At 70.3% G+C, this 17,327-nt stretch carries 14 protein-coding genes; 5 read left to right on the top strand and 9 right to left on the bottom strand.

Features of this window, described 5'->3' with window-relative positions:
- Window positions 1-160 precede the first annotated feature (160 nt).
- Window positions 161-790 carry a phosphoribosylglycinamide formyltransferase gene (gene purN / locus ABZS42_RS01325; RefSeq protein ID WP_355141284.1) on the top strand — a complete coding sequence of 210 codons (630 nt, stop codon included), beginning with the start codon at window positions 161-163 and terminating at the stop codon, window positions 788-790.
- On the top strand, window positions 777-2,345 hold the full coding sequence (gene purH, locus ABZS42_RS01320; protein ID WP_355141282.1) for a bifunctional phosphoribosylaminoimidazolecarboxamide formyltransferase/IMP cyclohydrolase: 1,569 nt from the start codon (window positions 777-779) through the stop codon (window positions 2,343-2,345). The genes purN and purH overlap by 14 nt, the downstream gene beginning before the upstream one ends.
- A 196-nt stretch (window positions 2,346-2,541) precedes the next feature.
- Here purH and ABZS42_RS01315 read toward each other — a convergent pair whose 3' ends face one another.
- The 5 genes from ABZS42_RS01315 to ABZS42_RS01295 form a co-directional block, all read right to left on the bottom strand.
- Window positions 2,542-3,573 (bottom strand): dipeptide ABC transporter ATP-binding protein, encoded by a 1,032-nt coding sequence (locus ABZS42_RS01315; RefSeq protein ID WP_355141280.1) that lies wholly within the window; start codon window positions 3,571-3,573, stop codon window positions 2,542-2,544.
- Complete coding sequence (locus ABZS42_RS01310; RefSeq protein WP_355141278.1) at window positions 3,557-4,594, bottom strand: ABC transporter ATP-binding protein; 1,038 nt, start codon at window positions 4,592-4,594, stop codon at window positions 3,557-3,559. Before ABZS42_RS01310 ends, ABZS42_RS01315 begins: the two co-directional genes overlap by 17 nt.
- A gap of 66 nt (window positions 4,595-4,660) precedes the next feature.
- Entirely contained in the window at window positions 4,661-5,614 is a 954-nt protein-coding gene (locus ABZS42_RS01305; protein WP_355141276.1) for an ABC transporter permease, read from the bottom strand.
- A gap of 150 nt (window positions 5,615-5,764) precedes the next feature.
- On the bottom strand, window positions 5,765-6,703 hold the full coding sequence (locus tag ABZS42_RS01300; protein ID WP_355141275.1) for an ABC transporter permease: 939 nt from the start codon (window positions 6,701-6,703) through the stop codon (window positions 5,765-5,767).
- Window positions 6,704-6,896: 193 nt separating this feature from the next.
- Window positions 6,897-8,498: an ABC transporter substrate-binding protein gene (locus tag ABZS42_RS01295; RefSeq protein ID WP_355141273.1), complete on the bottom strand. Its 1,602-nt coding sequence runs from the start codon at window positions 8,496-8,498 to the stop codon at window positions 6,897-6,899.
- A 451-nt stretch (window positions 8,499-8,949) separates the two neighbouring features.
- Between ABZS42_RS01295 and ABZS42_RS01290 the strand changes: the two genes are divergently transcribed.
- A complete protein-coding gene (locus ABZS42_RS01290) occupies window positions 8,950-9,810 on the top strand; it encodes a bifunctional methylenetetrahydrofolate dehydrogenase/methenyltetrahydrofolate cyclohydrolase (RefSeq protein ID WP_355141271.1) in 861 nt (286 codons plus the stop codon).
- Window positions 9,811-9,947: 137 nt separating this feature from the next.
- On the top strand, window positions 9,948-10,898 hold the full coding sequence (gene mdh / locus ABZS42_RS01285; RefSeq protein ID WP_355141269.1) for a malate dehydrogenase: 951 nt from the start codon (window positions 9,948-9,950) through the stop codon (window positions 10,896-10,898).
- A 111-nt stretch (window positions 10,899-11,009) separates the two neighbouring features.
- On the opposite strand, the gene ABZS42_RS01280 is transcribed toward mdh, so the two are convergent.
- Entirely contained in the window at window positions 11,010-11,819 is an 810-nt protein-coding gene (locus tag ABZS42_RS01280; protein ID WP_355141267.1) for an MBL fold metallo-hydrolase, read from the bottom strand.
- A 135-nt stretch (window positions 11,820-11,954) separates the two neighbouring features.
- On the opposite strand from ABZS42_RS01280, the gene ABZS42_RS01275 reads away from it, so the two are divergent.
- A complete protein-coding gene (locus tag ABZS42_RS01275; protein ID WP_355141265.1) occupies window positions 11,955-13,172 on the top strand; it encodes an NADP-dependent isocitrate dehydrogenase in 1,218 nt (405 codons plus the stop codon).
- A gap of 293 nt (window positions 13,173-13,465) precedes the next feature.
- Here the strand turns inward: ABZS42_RS01275 and galT are convergent, their stop codons facing one another.
- From galT to cysC, 3 genes are all read right to left on the bottom strand, one after another.
- Entirely contained in the window at window positions 13,466-14,539 is a 1,074-nt protein-coding gene (galT, locus tag ABZS42_RS01270) for a galactose-1-phosphate uridylyltransferase (RefSeq protein WP_355141263.1), read from the bottom strand.
- A complete protein-coding gene (locus ABZS42_RS01265) occupies window positions 14,536-15,342 on the bottom strand; it encodes a DeoR/GlpR family DNA-binding transcription regulator (RefSeq protein WP_355141261.1) in 807 nt (268 codons plus the stop codon). Before ABZS42_RS01265 ends, galT begins: the two co-directional genes overlap by 4 nt.
- Window positions 15,343-15,605: 263 nt before the next feature.
- The gene (gene cysC, locus ABZS42_RS01260; protein WP_355141259.1) at window positions 15,606-17,135 is read right to left on the bottom strand and encodes an adenylyl-sulfate kinase; all 1,530 of its coding nucleotides are present in this window, start codon (window positions 17,133-17,135) and stop codon (window positions 15,606-15,608) included.
- Between the last annotated feature and the right edge of the window lie 192 nt (window positions 17,136-17,327).

Below are 17,327 nucleotides of genomic sequence, written 5' to 3'. Positions count from 1 at the left end.
GGCGGCCTCCTGTCGTCGACGCGGCGGATCGGTCACGCGCGCTGCGCGGCTGGAGACGCGCCGATCCGGGCGAGCGGCAGCGTACCGCCTTCGCGCCGTCCCGGCCGGCGGCACGCCGCCCAGACGCTGATCACTCCGGCCTGCCCGATAGGGTTGCCGCGTGCCCGAGCCCGTGTCCGCCGCCCGTGTCGTCGTCCTCGTCTCCGGTTCCGGAAGCAACCTCCAGGCGCTGCTCGACTCCGCCAGCGATCCGGGGTACGGCGCGGTCGTGGTCGCGGTCGGCGCCGACCGGGACGGTATCGGCGGGCTGGACCGGGCCGCCGCGGCCGGGGTGCCGACGTTCGTGGTGCCGCTGAAGGCGTACGACACCCGGGAGGACTGGGACCGGGCGCTCACCGCGCAGGTCGCCGAGCACCGCCCCGACCTCGTAATCTCCGCCGGGTTCCTCAAGCTGGTCGGGCCGCACTTCCTCGCCGCCTTCGGTGACCGCTACCTGAACACGCACAACACCTTGCTGCCCGCGTTTCCGGGCATCCACGGCCCGCGCGACGCCCTCGCCTACGGCGTGAAGATCACCGGTGCCACGCTCTTCTTCGTCGACGCCGGCACCGACACCGGCCCGATCGTCGCGCAGGTCGCCGTGCCGGTGCTCGATGATGACGACGAGGAGACGCTCACCGAGCGCATCAAATCGGCCGAGCGGCATCAGCTCGTCGAGCAGGTCGGCCGTCTCGTCCGGAACGGCTGGACCATCATCGGAAGAAAGGTCACGATCCGTGAGCTCCACTGAGGACGAGCGCCGCCCGATCAGGCGCGCGCTGGTCAGCGTCTACGACAAGACCGGCCTGGTCGAGCTGGCCCAGGCGCTGCACGCGGCCGGCGTAGAGATCGTGTCGACCGGAAGCACCGCGGCGACCATCGCGGGCGCCGGGGTGCCGGTCACCGCGGTGGAGACCGTCACCGGGTTCCCCGAGGTCCTCGACGGGCGGGTCAAGACGCTGCACCCGAAGGTGCACGCCGGTCTCCTGGCCGACCTGCGCAAGCAGTCGCACGTCGACCAGCTCGACGAGCTGGGGGTGGCCGCGTTCGACCTGCTGGTGAGCAACCTCTACCCGTTCCAGGCGACGGTCGCCTCCGGCGCGAGCCTCGATGAGTGCGTGGAGCAGATCGACATCGGCGGGCCGGCGATGGTCCGTGCCGCGGCGAAGAACCATGCCTCGGTCGCTGTGGTGACCGACCCGTCGGCGTACCCGGTACTGCTCGCGGCGATCGAGGCCGGCGGTTTCACCCTGGCGCAGCGCCGGGCCCTGGCCGCGCGGGCGTTCGCGGACATCGCCGAGTACGACGTCGCGGTGGCGAACTGGTGCGCGGTGCAGTTGAGCGGCGAGCCGGAGTGGCCGGGCTTCGCCGGGCTGGCGCTGCGGGCGGACCGGGCACTGCGCTACGGCGAGAACCCGCACCAGGCTGCGGCGCTCTACACCGACGCGGACGCGCCGGCGGGGCTGGCCCAGGCCGAGCAGCTGCACGGCAAGGAGATGTCCTACAACAACTACGTCGATGCGGACGCCGCGTGGCGGGCCGCGAACGACTTCACCGACCAGCCGGCGGTCGCGATCATCAAGCACGCCAACCCGTGCGGCATCGCGATCGGTGCGGACGTGGCCGAGGCGCACCGCAAGGCGCACGCCTGCGACCCGGTCTCCGCGTACGGCGGGGTGATCGCGGTCAACCGGGCGGTCTCGGTCGAGATGGCCCGGCAGGTGGCCGACATCTTCACCGAGGTGGTGGTGGCGCCGGAGTTCGAGGCCGGGGCGGTCGAGATCCTCCAGGCGAAGAAGAACATCCGTCTGCTGCGCGCTCCGGCGTGGAACCCGGCGGCGGCGGAGTGGCGGCAGGTCAGCGGTGGCGTGCTGGTGCAGCTGGCGGACCGGATCGACGCGGCGGGCGACGACCCGGCCACCTGGCAGCTCGCGGCCGGCGACCCGGCCGACGAGGAGACGCTGCGCGATCTCGTCTTCGCCTGGCGGGCGGTCCGTGCCGTGAAGAGCAACGCGATCCTGCTGGCGAAGGACGGTGCGACCGTGGGCGTCGGCATGGGCCAGGTGAACCGCGTCGACTCGGCTCAGCTCGCGGTCCGTCGGGCCGGTGCCGACCGGGCCGATGGTTCGGTTTGTGCCTCCGACGCGTTCTTCCCGTTCGCCGACGGCCCGAAGATCCTCATCGAGGCCGGCGTACGGGCCATCGTTCAGCCGGGCGGGTCGATCCGCGACGAGGAGGTCGTCGCCGCCGCCAAGGAGGCCGGCGTGACCATGTACCTGACCGGAACCCGTCACTTCTTCCACTGAGAACTCGACCGCGATCCGGGTCGGCTGCCTCGCCGGCCGGCCCGGTCGCGGCAGCCGGGCCTGGGCAGGCCGGTCGTGCGGGCGGTGGCTCGCCGTGAGCTGTCCTACCGGCGCTGCGGCTCCGCTGGGGAAACAGTGCGCCCCGCGTCCCACGACCGGAGAGGTTCGTGGAACGCGGGGCGCGAACGTACGCGGGTCAGGCGACCGTCGGACGCAGCTCGGCGAAGTGGCAGGCCGAGGGGTGCGGGTCGGCGGCACGCGGGACCGTGAGCGGCTCCTCCCGGGCGCAGATGTCCTGCGCCTTCCAGCACCGGGTACGGAACCGGCAGCCCGACGGCGGGTCGGCCGGGGAGGGTACGTCGCCGGTCAGGCGGATGATGTTCCGCTCGTGGCGTACCTCCGGGTCCGGCACCGGCACGGCGGAGAGCAGCGCCTGGGTGTAGGGGTGCGTGGCCCGCTCGTAGATCTCGTCCTCGGTGCCGATCTCCACGATCTTGCCGAGGTACATGACGCCGACCCGGTCCGCGATGTGCCGGACCACCGACAGGTCGTGCGCGATGAAGATGTACGAGAGCCCGAGTTCGTCCTGGAGCTGCTCCAGGAGGTTGATCACCTGGGCCTGGATGGAGACGTCCAGGGCCGACACCGGTTCGTCGCAGACGATGACCTCCGGGTGCAGCGCGAGGGCACGGGCGATGCCGATGCGCTGCCGCTGGCCGCCGGAGAACTGGTGCGGGTACCGGTTGAGGTGCTCCGGGTTGAGCCCGACCAGGTCGAGCAGCTCCTGCACCCGCTTGCGCTTGCTACCCTTCGGCGCCGCGTCCTTGTGGATCTCGAACGGCTCACCGATGATGTCGCCGACCGTCATCCGCGGGTTGAGCGAGGTGTACGGGTCCTGCATGACCATCTGCATGTTGCGTCGCAGCCGGCGCAGCTCGCTGCCGGAGGCCTTGAACAGGTCCTGCCCCTCCAGGGTGGCCTTGCCCGAGGTCGGCGTCTCCAGCCGCATCAGCATCCGGGCGAGCGTCGACTTTCCGCAGCCGGACTCGCCCACGATGCCGAGGGTCTCGCCCCGGCGCAGCTCGAAGCTCACCCCGTCCACGGCCTTGACCGCGCCGACCTGCTTCTTGAACAGCACGCCCTGCGTGATCGGGAAGTGCTTCGTCAGGTTGTCGACGGAGAGGATGGTCTCGCCGCGGACCTTGGTGGAGCTAGCGGGCGCTGTCATCAAGCACCTCCTGCGCGAAGTGGCATTCGCTGGTTCGGCCGTCGCCGAGGACCAGGCTGTTCGGCACCACGTCCAGGCAGACCTGCTGCACGTACGGGCACCGGGGGTGGAACGGGCAGCCGGACGGGATCCGCATCAGGTTCGGCGGGAGCCCCTTGATCGTCGCGAGCTTCTGGCCCTTGACGTCCAGGCGCGGGATCGACTCCAGCAACCCCTTGGTGTACGGGTGCGCCGGCGCCCGGTAGAGCGATTGGACGTCGGCGTGCTCGACGATGCGGCCGGCGTACATGACCGCGATCCGGTCGGCGACGCCGGCGACCACACCCAGGTCGTGGGTGATCAGGATCATCGCCATGCCGAGGTCCTGGCGCAGGTCGGCGAGGAGGTCCATGATCTGGGCCTGCACCGTCACGTCCAGCGCCGTCGTCGGCTCGTCGGCGATCAGCACCTTCGGGTTGAGCGCCAGCGCCATCGCGATCATGACGCGCTGCCGCATACCGCCGGAGAACTGGTGCGGGTAGTCGCCGATCCGCCGCTCGGCGGCCGGAATCTTCACCAGGTCCATCAGCTCGATGGCCCGGCGGCGGGCGTCCGCCCGGGACATCCCTTCGCGGGTGCGCAGCGTCTCGCCGATCTGCCAGCCGACCGGGAACACCGGGTTCAGCGCGGAGAGCGCGTCCTGGAAGATCATTGCGATCTCCTTGCCGCGTACCTGCCGCCGCTGGCCCTCGGGCTGGGTGAGCAGGTCACGTCCCTGGTACAGGATCTGGCCGGAGCGGATGTGCGCGGGCGGGGTGTCCAGGATGCCCATGATCGCCTGGGCGGTCACCGACTTGCCGGAGCCGGACTCGCCGAGCACGGCGAGCGTCTCCCCGGCATCGAGGTGGTACGACACCCCCCTGATCACCTTGGCCACGCCCTCTTGGGTGCGGAACTCGACGTGCAGGTCCCGGACCTCGAGCAGGTGGCCGCCCTCGGGTGTCGCGGAGGCGGGCGTGGGTTGGGTGACGGCGTCGGTCATGACTGATCTGCCTTTCCGCTCGCGACTGCGGGGCTCGCTTCGCTCACTTCTCGCGCTCGCATGAACTCACCGCAGCTTCGGGTCGAAGGCGTCACGGATCGCGTCGCCGAGCATGATGAAGGCCAGCACGGTCAGCGCGAGGAACGCCGAGGGGACGAGCAGCGGGGTCGCCGACTCCCGCATGTGGATGCGGCCGGTGTCGATGTCCTGGCCCCAGGAGATCGTCGGCGCCTTCAGGCCGATGCCCAGGAACGAGAGCGTGGCCTCGGCGGCGATGAACGAGCCGAGCGCGATGGTCAGCACCACGATGGCCGGGGCCAGTGAGTTCGGCAGGATGTGCCGCAACATGATCCGGCCGTGACCGGCGCCGAGCATCCGGGCCGCGGCAACGTAGTCCTGCTCCTTGGCGGTGATCACCGAGGAGCGGACCACCCGGGCCGCCGTGGTCCAGCCAAGGACGGCCAGCACGAAGATGACGGCGAAGATCCGTGCGTTCGAGTTGTCACTGCCGACCCGCTTGAGCAGCACGATCGCGGCCAGCAGCAGCGGAATACCGAGCACGATGTCGATCAGCCGGGACAGCACCGCGTCGACCCAGCGGCCGAAGTAGCCGGCGAGCATGCCGATGAGCAGGGCGATCACTCCGGTGACCAGCGCGGAGAGCGCCCCCACCAGCAGCGAGGCCCGCGAGCCGTAGACCGCCCGGGAGAACGTGTCGCAGCCCTGGAAGTCGTACCCGAAGATCGCGCCACCGGACGGGCCGGCGTTCTGCCGGGACAACATGCAGTCCTGCGGGTCGTTCGGGGTGAACAGACCCGGAACGATCGCCATCAGGCTGACGATCGTGACCAGGAGGAGCGACAACCAGAAGATCGGGTTGCGGCGCAGGTCACGCCACGCGTCGCCGGCGAGGCTGCGCACCTTCTGCTGACCGACCTGGTTCGGCGTGCCGGGCTCGCCGGAGGGTCCACGCCGAGCGGCCTGGTTCTCGCTGGCCGCCACCGTTTCGAAATCACTCATGCCTGCACCTCGCTCCGCTCTGTGCCGGCATGAGCGCCCAAGCACGCTGCGCTGATGATTCGTTCGCCGCGCCCTGTCGGCGCACCCTCTCGCTGGGCTCCGGGGCGTGCCGAGCCGCGGAACACTGCGCTGATGATTCGTTCGCTGCGCTCACTCATAGCGGATCCTCGGGTCGAGTACGGCGTACAGGACATCCACCAGCAGGTTCGAGACCAGGTAGACCACGACGAGCACGCTGACGATGCCCACCACCAGGGGGCCGTCCTCCGTGCGGATGCCGCGGAAGAGGTTGAAGCCCACACCGGGGATGTTGAACACGCCCTCCGTGATGATCGCGCCGCTCATCAGGTTGCCCAGCTCGACACCGAGGAAGGTCACCACCGGGATGAGCGAGTTGCGCAGCACATGGACGCTGACGATGCGCCGCTTCAGCAGGCCCTTCGACCGCGCGGTGCGGACGTAGTCGGCCCGCAGGTTCTCCGCCACCGATGTGCGGGTGAGCCGCAGCGCGGTGGCCAGTGAGAGCGAGCCGAGCACGATGCCGGGCAGCAGCAGCGCGTAGAAGTCGGGTTCCGCGCCGGCGGTGGGTGGGAAGAGCTGCCACTTGACGCCCAGGAAGTACTGGGCGAGGGGGGCCAGCACGATGGTCGGGATACCGAGCACCAGCAGCGTCAGTACCAGCGTGGAGTTGTCGAAGATACCGGCGCGGCGGATGCCGGCGATCACGCCGGCGGTGACGCCGAAGATCACCGCGACCGCGAGCGCGATGAGGGCGAGCTTCACGGTGACCGGCCAGGCCTGCTGGAGGATGTCACCGATCTGCCGGCCGGTCAGCGACTGGCCCAGGTCGCCCTGGAGCAGGCTCTTGACGTAGTCGAAGTAGCGGTAGAAGAAGCCGCCGATACCGGTCGCGTCGAGGTGGTACTTCTCCGTCAGGTATGCCCGCTGAGCGGCCGTCACCGGTCGCTCGCCGGCAAGTGCCTGGATCGGGTCGCCCTGGCCGGCGAACATCAGCGCGTAGACGATCAGCGTGGTCCCGAGGAAGGCCAGGACCATCTGTAGGAGGCGCCGCAGGATGTAGCGGAACATACTTTCCAGTCTCTCCGGAAAAATGCGAAAGGGTCGCGAGACGACATCTCTGGTCGAACCGGAAACGCCTGCGACCCCGGTCCTCGGCCCGTCCGGGCCGGCGCCGGAACCGGCCCGGACGCCGAGCGACCAGGCCGGTTCGGATGTGCCCGGGCCACCCGGGTTTCCCCGGGTGGCCCAAGCCGCGGTCAGCTCAGCTGGCCGCCTCGACCTTTACCAGGTTGACGCGCTGGAACAGGTCCATCTCGACGTTCTTGACCTTGGACGAGTGCCCGAACACGTTCTCGCCGAAGCGGAGCGGGATCACCGGCATGTCCTTGGCCAGGATGTCCTCGGCCTGCTGGTACTTCTTGATCGCCTCGTCCTGGGTGGGCGCCGCGGAGCCCTCCTTGACCAGCCGGTCGAACTCCGGGTTGCTGTAGCCGTAGTAGTTCGACGAGCCGTTGGTGGTGTACAGCGGGCCGAGGTAGTCCTCCATGGACGGGTAGTCCATGACCCAGCCCAGCCGGAACATGCCCACCGGCTGCTTCTTCTCGACCTTGTTCAGCAGGTCCGCGAACTTCGGCTCGGCGGAGCCGACGACATCGACGCCCAGGTTGGCCTTGAGCTGGTTCGCCGTGGCGTCGACCCAGTCCTTGTGACCGCCGTCGCCGTTGTAGGAGATGACGATCTTCGACGGGCCGCCGGCGGCCTGGTAGAGCTTCTTGGCCTCGGTCGGGTTGAACTCACCGGCCGCACCCGCGGTGTTCTCCCGGTAGCCCGGCAGCACCGGCGAGACGAACGAACGAGCGGAAGCCTGCGAGTTCTTGAAGATCGACTTCGTGATCTCGTCCCGGTCGATCGCCATCGAGATCGCCTTGCGCACGTCCGGGTTCGCGAAGTCCTTGTCGAACGTCGGGAAGGCCAGGAACTGGAAGGACGACATCGGGCTGGTCTGGTACCGGTCGCCGAGGTCGGTCTGCGCGGTGCTCAGGTTCTCCGTCGGGATCGTCGGGAGCACGTCCAGGTTGTCCGCCAGCAGGTCCGCGTACGCCGCGGTGAGCTGCTGGTAGATCCGGAACTCGATGTTCTTGGCCTTCGGCTTGTCGAGCGGGTAGGCGTCGTAGCGCTCGATGTCGATCTTGCTGTCGTGCTGCCAGGTGCCCTTCATCTTGAACGGGCCCTGGCCGATCGGCGCCTGCTCGTAGTCGCTCTTCAGCACGCCGGGCGCGGAGAACGCGGCGTCCGGCAGCGGGTAGAACGCGTTGTAGCCGAGCATCGTCTTGAAGTCGATGTACGGCGAGCCCAGGGTCACCTGGAAGGTCAGGTCGTCCAGCTTCTTCAGGCCGGACAGGGTCTTGGCCTTCGGCTGCTTGCCCTGGAGGTCCTCGTAGCCGGCGATCTTCTCGAAGAAGTAGCTGCCGCCCTGGCCGTTCGGCGCGTAGGCGCCGTAGTTCCAGGCGTTGATGTAGTTGTCGGACTTGACCTTCTCACCGTTGTGGAAGGTGAAGCCGTCCTTGAGCTTGATCGTCCAGACCTTGTTGTCGGTCGACGTGACCGACTCGGCGGCGACCTCGACGGGCTTGTTCTGCGCGTCGTAGTCGACGAGCGGGCTGAACAAGCCGGAGATCACCTGGTTGCCGGCCGTCTCGGTGGTGTTGGTCGGGACCAGGTGCTGCGGCTCGGCGATCTGAATGCTGACGGTGTCGGAACCACTGCCGCCGGAACCGCCGTCGCCACCGCTGCCGCAGGCCGCAAGGCCCAGCGTCACAGCGAGCGGGAGGGCGGTCCAGGCAGCGAGCCTACGAACTCGCATGAAGCCTCCTCATCTCCTCACACTGCGCAGTCGAGCCCGACGCTGGGTAACGCTGCGCAACGAGCGGCAACGGTAGGCCGTTCACGGGACTTCGGCAACGACTTGATCACAACCTGATAACGAGGCGGTTGGACGACTTCTGTTCGGGGGTGGCGGTGTTGTTAGGCGCACCTTGGTCAATTTGGCTCTGACGAGCGCTTTTGAGCCTGGCGCAGGGCAGTGGCTGTCCGGTTTGTTGGCTGAATGGGCGAATCGCGAACCCGGTGCCCAGATTGTTGCCTAAGCCACCTAACCGTCCGGAGGTGGCGTGACGCAGAACACAACGGATACGAAGAGTGACGCAATTCATGTCACACACGGTTACCAATGGACGGAGCGGAGGCAGCCCGCCGGTCGCGGCGGTCGTCGGGTCGTCGTAACCGGAGGGCGTCGGCCGTGAGACGATCTGCACGTGACGGCGACGCTTCTGGACGGCAAGGCGACCGCGGCGGAAATCAAGGACGAGCTGCGGACGCGGGTCAAGGCTCTGGCCGAACGAGGGATCACCCCGGGGCTCGGGACGGTCCTCGTCGGGTCCGATCCCGGATCGCAGGCGTACGTCAACGGCAAGCACCGCGACTGCGCCGAGGTGGGCATCGCCTCGATCCGGCGAGAGCTACCGGCCGACGCCACGCAGGCTCAGGTCGAGCAGGTGCTCGCCGAACTGAACGCCGATCCGGCCTGCCACGGCTACATCGTCCAGCTGCCGCTTCCCGGCCACCTCGACACCCAACGCGTGCTGGAGCTGATCGACCCGGCGAAGGACGCCGACGGCCTGCACCCGGTCAACCTCGGGCGGCTGGTGCTCGGCTACCCGGGCCCGCTGCCCTGCACCCCGCGCGGCATCGTCGAGCTGCTCCGCCGGCACGACGTCGCGCTGAGCGGCGCCAAGGTCGTGGTGGTCGGTCGCGGTAACACCGTCGGTCGTCCGCTCGGCCTGCTGTTGACCCGGCGCAGCGAGAACGCGACAGTGACGCTGTGCCACACGGGCACGCTCGACCTGGCCTCGCACACCCGGGCCGCCGACATCGTCATCGTGGCGGCCGGCGTTCCGGGCCTGCTCACCGCCGACATGGTCACGCCGGGCGCGGTGGTGGTCGACGTCGGCATCACCCGGGTGGTCGGTCCGGACGGCAAGGGCCGCTACACCGGCGACGTGGACTCGGCAGTGGTGGAGGTGGCCGGCGCTCTGGTGCCGATGCCGGGCGGGGTCGGGCCGATGACGCGGGCCATGCTGCTCACCAACGTGGTCGAGCGCGCCGAGCAGGGCTGACCCGCTCCGCCGGCGGATTCCGGATAGGGGCCCCCTTCCAGGCCAACGGCGTCATAACCGTCCGCCCCTGGCCGGATCGGTGCCAGGATGACTGATACGGTCCGGAAAACCGACTGGTATCAGGGAGTGGGACGACCATGGGTAAGAAGGTCACTGTCGTCGGGGCCGGCTTCTACGGCTCCACCACCGCACAGCGCCTGGCCGAGTACGACGTCTTCGACACCGTTGTGATCACCGACATCGTGGAGGGCAAGCCGGCGGGCCTCGCGCTGGACCTCAACCAGTCGCGCCCGGTCGAAGGCTTCGAGACCAAGGTCGTCGGCGCCACCACCGGCCCGAACGGCGAGGGCTACGAGGCCATCGAGGGCTCCGACGTCGTCGTCATCACCGCGGGTCTGCCCCGCAAGCCGGGCATGAGCCGGATGGATCTGCTGGAGACGAACGCCAAGATCGTCCGCCAGGTCTCCGAGAACGTCGCCAAGTACGCCCCGAACGCCGTCGTCATCGTGGTCTCCAACCCCCTCGACGAGATGACCGCCCTGGCCCAGCTCGCCACCCAGTTCCCGAAGAACCGGGTGCTCGGTCAGGCCGGCATGCTCGACACCGCCCGGTTCACCAACTTCGTGGCCGAGGCGCTGAACGTACCGGTGAAGTCGGTCAAGACCCTCACCCTCGGCTCGCACGGCGACACCATGGTGCCGGTGCCCTCGAAGAGCACCGTCAACGGCAAGCCGCTGCGCGAGGTCATGCCCGACGGGCAGATCGAGGAGCTCGTGGTCAAGACCCGCAACGGTGGCGCCGAGGTCGTCGCGCTGCTGAAGACCGGGTCCGCGTACTACGCCCCCTCCGCCGCCGCGGCCAAGATGGCGAAGGCGGTCGCCGAGGACTCCGGCGAGATCATGCCGGTCTGCGCCTGGGTCGACGGCGAGTACGGCATCTCGGGCGTCTACCTGGGCGTCGAGGCGCAGATCGGCGCCGAGGGTGTGAAGCGGGTCGTCGAGACCGACCTCGACGCCGACGAGCTCAACAGCCTCAAGGAGGCCGCCGAGGCCGTCCGCGCCAAGCAGGCCGACGTCGCCAACATGTGACCTGAGCACCACCGAAGGAGGGGCGCGCCGCGTACGGCGCGCCCCTCCTGCCATCCCACCCCCACCCCCGGCTCACCCGGGCGACGGCGAGTGGGTGAGCCGGGGAAGGCGTCAGGGGTGGAGGTGGAAGGGGGCGGACAGGTGGGGGGTGGCCAGGATCGTGGGGCCGGCCTCGGCCAGGGTGCGCAGCAGGTTTGTGCGGGACGCGCGGGCCGTCGCCGGGTCCTCCTCGTGGGCGTACCCGAGTTCGGGAGCGACCAGCTGCACGGCGTGCACCAGCAGGTCGCCGGTGAGCAGCAGCCGTGACTCGTCCGCCTCCACCAGCACGCACTGGTGCCCAGGGGTGTGCCCGGGCGTCGGGAGCAGTCGTACGCCGGGCCCGATGGTGCTCTCGCCGTCGACCTCCCGCAGCTGGCCGGCGGCGCGCAACGGCGCGATCAGCCCGGCCCGCAGCTCCGGGTTGACCCGGTCGACGGCGGCTACCTCGGCACGCTGGAGCAGGTACGTGGCGTTTTGGAAGTACGGCGTGCCGGGTGACCCGGTGACCGCCCAGCCGACGTGGTCGGTGTGCAGGTGGGTGAGCACGACGGTCCGTACGTCGGCCGAATCGATACCGGCGGCGGCCAGTTCGGCGGGGAGCCGACCCGGCACCGGCGCCCAGCTCGCGGCCGGTGAGTCGGCCGGCCCGATGCCGGCGTCGACCAGGGTTGTCCGCCCGTCGCCGGCCCGGATCGCGAAGCAGCGGAAGTGCAGCCACCACCGTCCGTCGGCGGTCACCGCGGCCGGGTCCCGGCGGTCGGCCTCCCGCCACTGCTCGGCGGTGGCGGCCGGGAACGCCTCCGTGCGGGGCGCGAAGAACGGCCCCTCGCCGTCGGTGATCGCGGTGACCGTGATAGACCCGTGGGTACGGCTCAGTGGCATCCGGCGATGATGCCAGTGATCTTCCGCGCCGGCCGCCCCGATTTCCCTGCCGCCGAGGCCGGCTGGGGGGTGCCGGCCAGTTTCCAGTACGCTCGTACTGCTTGAGCACGTGTCCCCCGAGAGGAGCGCCGGCCGATGGCGAAGATCAAGGTAAACAACCCGGTCGTTGAGCTCGACGGCGACGAGATGACGCGGATCATCTGGAAGCAGATCCGTGAGCAGCTGATCCTGCCCTACCTCGACGTCGACCTGCACTACTACGACCTGTCGATCCAGCACCGCGACGAGACCGACGACCAGGTCACCGTCGACGCCGCCAACGCCATCAAGGAGCACGGCGTCGGCGTCAAGTGCGCGACGATCACCCCGGACGAGGCCCGGGTGGAGGAGTTCGGCCTCAAGAAGATGTGGCGTTCGCCGAACGGCACCATCCGCAACATCCTCGGCGGCGTCGTCTTCCGTGAGCCGATCATCATGTCCAACGTGCCGCGGCTGGTCCCCGGCTGGACCAAGCCGATCATCATCGGCCGGCACGCCCACGGTGACCAGTACAAGGCCACCGACTTCGTGGTGCCCGGCCCCGGCAAGGTGACCGTCACCTACACCCCGTCCGACGGCTCCGCGCCGGTGGAGATGGAGGTCGCCAACTTCTCCGGCGGCGGCATCGCCATGGGCATGTACAACTTCGACGAGTCGATCCGGGACTTCGCCCGGGCCTCGTTCCGGTACGGCCTGGACCGCGGGTACCCGGTCTACCTGTCAACGAAGAACACCATCCTGAAGGCGTACGACGGCCGGTTCAAGGACATCTTCGCCGAGGTGTTCGAGAACGAGTTCAAGGCGGAGTTCGACGCCGCCGGCCTCACCTACGAGCACCGGCTGATCGACGACATGGTCGCCGCCGCGCTGAAGTGGGAGGGCGGCTACGTCTGGGCCTGCAAGAACTACGACGGTGACGTGCAGTCCGACACCGTCGCGCAGGGCTTCGGCTCGCTGGGTCTGATGACCTCCGTCCTGCTCTCCCCGGATGGCCGCACCGTCGAGGCCGAGGCCGCGCACGGCACGGTCACCCGGCACTACCGGCAGTGGCAGAAGGGTGAGAAGACCTCGACCAACCCGATCGCCTCGATCTACGCCTGGACCCGGGGCCTGGCCCACCGGGGCAAGCTGGACGGCACCCCGGCGGTCACCGAGTTCGCCAACACCCTGGAGCAGGTCATCGTCGACACCGTCGAGGGCGGCCAGATGACCAAGGACCTCGCGCTGCTGATCTCGCGCGACGCCCCATGGCTGACCACCGACGAGTTCATGAACGCGCTCGACGAGAACCTGGCCCGCAAGCTGGCTGTCTGATCGCCACCAGCAACGACGAAGCCCGCCGGCATCGTGCCGGCGGGCTTCGTCGTGCCGGACGGATTATTTTTCCGTCACTCGACTCGGCGCGCCTCGTTGACCAAGGTGGACGAGATGCCAGTCGCGTCCAGGAGGGTTGGCCGCGGTGACCGCGCGGCACGAGTGCCAATCAGCCAGCCTTCCCGGCTGTCGTGCACAGCCAGCCGTCCCTTCCCTGCGGGGGGCCCTGTCCCGGGCCCCCCGCGCCCTGTTCCGAGGGTTTCCCCGCCTGTCCCCGGATGGAGCGGCCCCGGTCAGGCGGCGCGGAGGAGTTCGGCGGCGCGTTCCGGTGCGATGTCATTGATGAAGGCGCCCATGGCCGACTCCGAGCCGGCCAGGTACTTCAGCTTGTCCTTCGCCCTGCGGATGCTGAACAGCTGCAGGTGCAGGTGGCCCAGCTCGCGGTCGATCCGTACCGGCGCCTGGTGCCACGCCGCGATGTAGGGCATGGGCATGTCGAAGAGCCCGTCGAACCGGCGCAGCAGGTCCAGGTAGAGCGGCCCGAAGGCGTCCCGCTCCGCGTCGTCCAGCGCCGGGATGTCCGGCACCGGCCGGTTCGGGGCCACGTGCACCTCGAACGGCCAACGGGCGGCCGCCGGGACGTACGCCGTCCAGTGTTCGTTGGCCAGGACCACCCGCTCGCCGGCGGCCCGCTCGGCGGCGAGCACGTCGGCGTAAAGGTTGCCGCCGGTGCGCTCGGCGTGCCGGCGCGCGGCGGCGAGCATCGTCCGGGTCCGCGGCGTGACGAAGGGGTACGCGTAGATCTGGCCGTGCGGGTGGTGCAGCGTCACGCCGATCTCCACACCCCGATTCTCGAAGCAGAACACCTGCTCCACCCCGGGAAGCTCGCTCAGAACCACGGTGCGGTCGGCGAGCGCGTCGATCACCGTCCGGACCCGGGTGGGGGAGAGCCTCGCGAACGAGGCGTTGTGGTCGGAGGTGAAGCAGACGACCTCGCAACGACCGAGCCCCGGCCGGAACGGGGTGAACGGGGTGATCTCCCCGGGCGCGTCGGCGACCCGGCTGCTCAGCGACGGGAACCGGTTCTCGAAGACCACCACGTCGTAGTCCGACGCCGGGATCTCGGTGAGCCGGTCACCCACCGACGGGTCGAGGGGGCACTCGTCGGCCGGCGGCAGGAAGGTACGGGTCTGCCGGTGCACGGCGACCGCCACCCACTCGTCGGTCAGCGGGTCGTAGCGCAACTGCGACGCGTGCGGCGGAGGCGGTAGCTCTCGCCGGTCCGGCTGGTCACGGACGGCGTCGTCCCGCTCGTCGAAGTAGATCAGTTCCCGGCCGTCGGCCAGCCGGACCTCGGTGCGCTTCACTCCGCCGCCCCTCCATTCGTCGGCGCGCCCGTCGGCGACACCATCACCAGTTCGCCCACGCGTTCGCCGAGGATCCGTCGTGCCTCAATCGGCAGCCCGGCGTCGCTGATCAGCACGTGCGCGGCCGACAGCTCGACGATCGAGGAGATGCCGACGGTGCCCCACTTGGAGTGGTCGGCGAGCACCACCAGCCGGTCGGCCGCCGCGACCAGGGCGCGGTCGGTCTCCGCCTCCATGAGGTTGGGCGTGGTGAACCCGGCCCGCTCGCTGATCCCGTGGACGCCGAGGAAGAGCAGGTCCAGGTGCAGCGATCGGATCGCCCCGACGGCCAGCGGCCCGACCAGGGCGTCGGACGGCGTCCGCACCCCGCCGGTGAGCACCACCGTCTGGTCCGGCCGCCCACCCGCGTGCATGATCTCGGCCACCGGGAGCGAGTTGGTCACCACCGTCAGCCCGGGCACGTCCACCAGGCGGCGGGCGAGCTCGGCGGTGGTGGTGCCGGCGGAGAGCGCGACCGCCGCGCCCGGTCGGACCAGTTGCGCCGCCCGGCCGGCGATGGCCGCCTTCTCGGCCGGTTGCCGCACCGACTTCGCCCGGAACCCGGGTTCGTCGGTCGACCCCGGCCCGGCCAGCGTGGCCCCGCCGTGCACCTTGGCCAGCAGACCGCGCTCGTGCAGCGTCTCCAGGTCACGCCGGATCGTCATGTCCGAGACGCCGAACTCGGCGGCCAGCTCGCTGACCCGTACGCCGCCCGCCGCGCGGACCCGCTCCAGAATCGTCGCCTGCCGCTGCTGCGCCAGCATCCGCCGCACCTCCCGGCCGCTCACGTACTCTCACGTGGTCAAACGCGTTCCAACAAGAATGAACATTAGCGCGTGGCCGGAGCCGGTGAAAGGAGCGGGGTGGGTCCGGCGGCGGCCCGGAGCGACCAGCCGTCGGCCGAGCGCGCGATCACGGCCGCGCGGCTGAGCCTGGTCAGGCCCGGCCCGGCCACCCGCCGCGCGGCCGGCAACTCACCGACCGGTACCGCCCAACCGGGGCGCTGCCCGCGCCGAATGCCCGGCGCTCAGAGCGGCGGATGCTTGGGCTCGACCCAGCCGCTCTCGGTGAGGTGGTGCAGCACCGCCTGGACCGCCTCGTCCACGGGCAGATCGCTGGTGTCCAGCACCAGGTCGGCGTCGGTCGGCTCCTCGTACGGGTCGTCGACGCCGGTCATGCCGGTGACCAGGCCGGCGCGGGCCCGCGCGTACAAACCCTTGCGGTCACGCTGCTCGCAGACCTCCAACGGAGTGGCGACGTGCACCAGCACGAACCCCGCCCCAGCGGCCAGCGCCATCTCCCGGGCAGTCGCCCGGGCCGCCGCGTACGGCGCGATCGGGCAGCAGATGGCGACCCCCCGGTGCCGGGCGATCTCGGCGGCGACCCAGCCGATCCGGCGTACGTTCAGGTCCCGGTCGGCCTTGGTGAACCCGAGCCCCGCGGAGAGTTCCCGGCGCACCACGTCACCGTCGAGCAGGGTGACCGTCCGCTCACCGCCCTCGCGCAGCGCGTCCGAGAGGCCCCGGGCGATGGTCGACTTGCCCGAGCCGGACAGCCCGGTCAGGAAGACCACCAGCCCGCGGTACCGGCGCGGCGGACGGGCCCGGGCCAGCTCTCGGGCGACCGCGGGCGGGGTGTGCCACTCAGGCAGCGGGAAGCCCCGGTCCAGCAGGTCGTCGATCTCCGCCTGGGTCAACGCCAGCCGCCGGTTGCGCGGCGGGATGTCCTCCCGCCAGCGCCACTGCCCGTCCCGGCTGTCGTAGGCCAGCTCACGTGGCACCAGCACCCGCAGCCCGGCCCCGGGAAGCATGTCGCCGGTGGAGAGCAGATGGGTCACCCCGTACGCGGCCGACACCCTGGCCCGCAGCAGCGCCTCGCTGATCTCGTCGCGGCGGCGGGAGAGCGGCACGGCGACGAGGGTGGCCGGCGGCATCCGGTCGCGGGCGGCGAACACGGCGCGCACCAGCGACTCGGGTGGCAGCCCGCCGACCCCGTCCTCGCCGACCGGGATCAGGACGAGCAGATGCGCGCCGAGGGTGCGGGCGGCGTGCGCGATCTGGGCGAGCTGCGGGCGGTGCAGCGGCCGGTCGGCGATCACCCCGAGCACCCGGCCGGGAGGCAGCAACGCGCGTACCTCCTCCGGGGCGCGGCGCAGCCGCTGGAACGGCCCGTGACCGCCGTCGCCCAGGCGGCGCAGGGGGCCGCCGACGCCGGCGACCCCGTCGCGAACCGGCCACGTGTCGGCCACCTCCAGCGCCGCCACCGGGGCGCCCTCGCCGTCGGTGAGCACCAGTGCCCGGCGCGCCGGATCACGTGGATCGAGCCCCTGGGCGAGTGCCGCCGGCACCTGGAGGGTCACCGGGACCTGCCACGGGGTGTCGTCGGCGAGCCGGGCACGCCGGCTTACGGAGACCAGGTCGGCGCGCGTCATGAAGCCGCTGAGGGGGGCGTACGCCCCGGTCAGCAGCAGCTCAAGGTCGGCCAGTTCCCCCGGGCGCGGCGTGTACGCCGGCGCGTCGCGGAGCACCTCGTCGGGCAGCACCCACCCGTTGCTCATCACACCCCCACTCGCTGATCGGCACACAGTTTCGCAGCAGACCCGCGATCGGTCGAGGGTGCCACTCCACGAGGGAACCTCGACGGCCGCCCGGCCGACGGTGTGCGCGGTTCCCTCGAGACCGATTTCCTTAGGGGGCAAACCGGCGAGGATCAGGGGAGGACCGGGGGCGAGGCGCCCCCCACGACCAGC

Origin of the sequence: Micromonospora sp. NPDC005367, assembly GCF_040606825.1 — a bacterium.
In the GTDB taxonomy this organism is placed as follows: domain Bacteria; phylum Actinomycetota; class Actinomycetes; order Mycobacteriales; family Micromonosporaceae; genus Micromonospora.
This window is presented reverse-complemented; position numbering and strand designations above follow the sequence as displayed.

What these genes read in the sequence shown, in the direction of transcription:
- ABZS42_RS01310 (WP_355141278.1), bottom strand. Translation starts at nt 4,594, where the DNA reads ATGACCGACGCCGTCACCCAACCCACGCCCGCCTCCGCGACACCCGAG.
- mdh (WP_355141269.1), top strand. Translation starts at nt 9,948, where the DNA reads ATGGGTAAGAAGGTCACTGTCGTCGGGGCCGGCTTCTACGGCTCCACC.
- ABZS42_RS01300 (WP_355141275.1), bottom strand. Translation starts at nt 6,703, where the DNA reads ATGTTCCGCTACATCCTGCGGCGCCTCCTACAGATGGTCCTGGCCTTC.
- cysC (WP_355141259.1), bottom strand. Translation starts at nt 17,135, where the DNA reads ATGAGCAACGGGTGGGTGCTGCCCGACGAGGTGCTCCGCGACGCGCCG.
- ABZS42_RS01305 (WP_355141276.1), bottom strand. Translation starts at nt 5,614, where the DNA reads ATGAGTGATTTCGAAACGGTGGCGGCCAGCGAGAACCAGGCCGCTCGG.
- ABZS42_RS01315 (WP_355141280.1), bottom strand. Translation starts at nt 3,573, where the DNA reads ATGACAGCGCCCGCTAGCTCCACCAAGGTCCGCGGCGAGACCATCCTC.
- ABZS42_RS01280 (WP_355141267.1), bottom strand. Translation starts at nt 11,819, where the DNA reads ATGCCACTGAGCCGTACCCACGGGTCTATCACGGTCACCGCGATCACC.
- ABZS42_RS01265 (WP_355141261.1), bottom strand. Translation starts at nt 15,342, where the DNA reads ATGCTGGCGCAGCAGCGGCAGGCGACGATTCTGGAGCGGGTCCGCGCG.
- ABZS42_RS01275 (WP_355141265.1), top strand. Translation starts at nt 11,955, where the DNA reads ATGGCGAAGATCAAGGTAAACAACCCGGTCGTTGAGCTCGACGGCGAC.
- ABZS42_RS01295 (WP_355141273.1), bottom strand. Translation starts at nt 8,498, where the DNA reads ATGCGAGTTCGTAGGCTCGCTGCCTGGACCGCCCTCCCGCTCGCTGTG.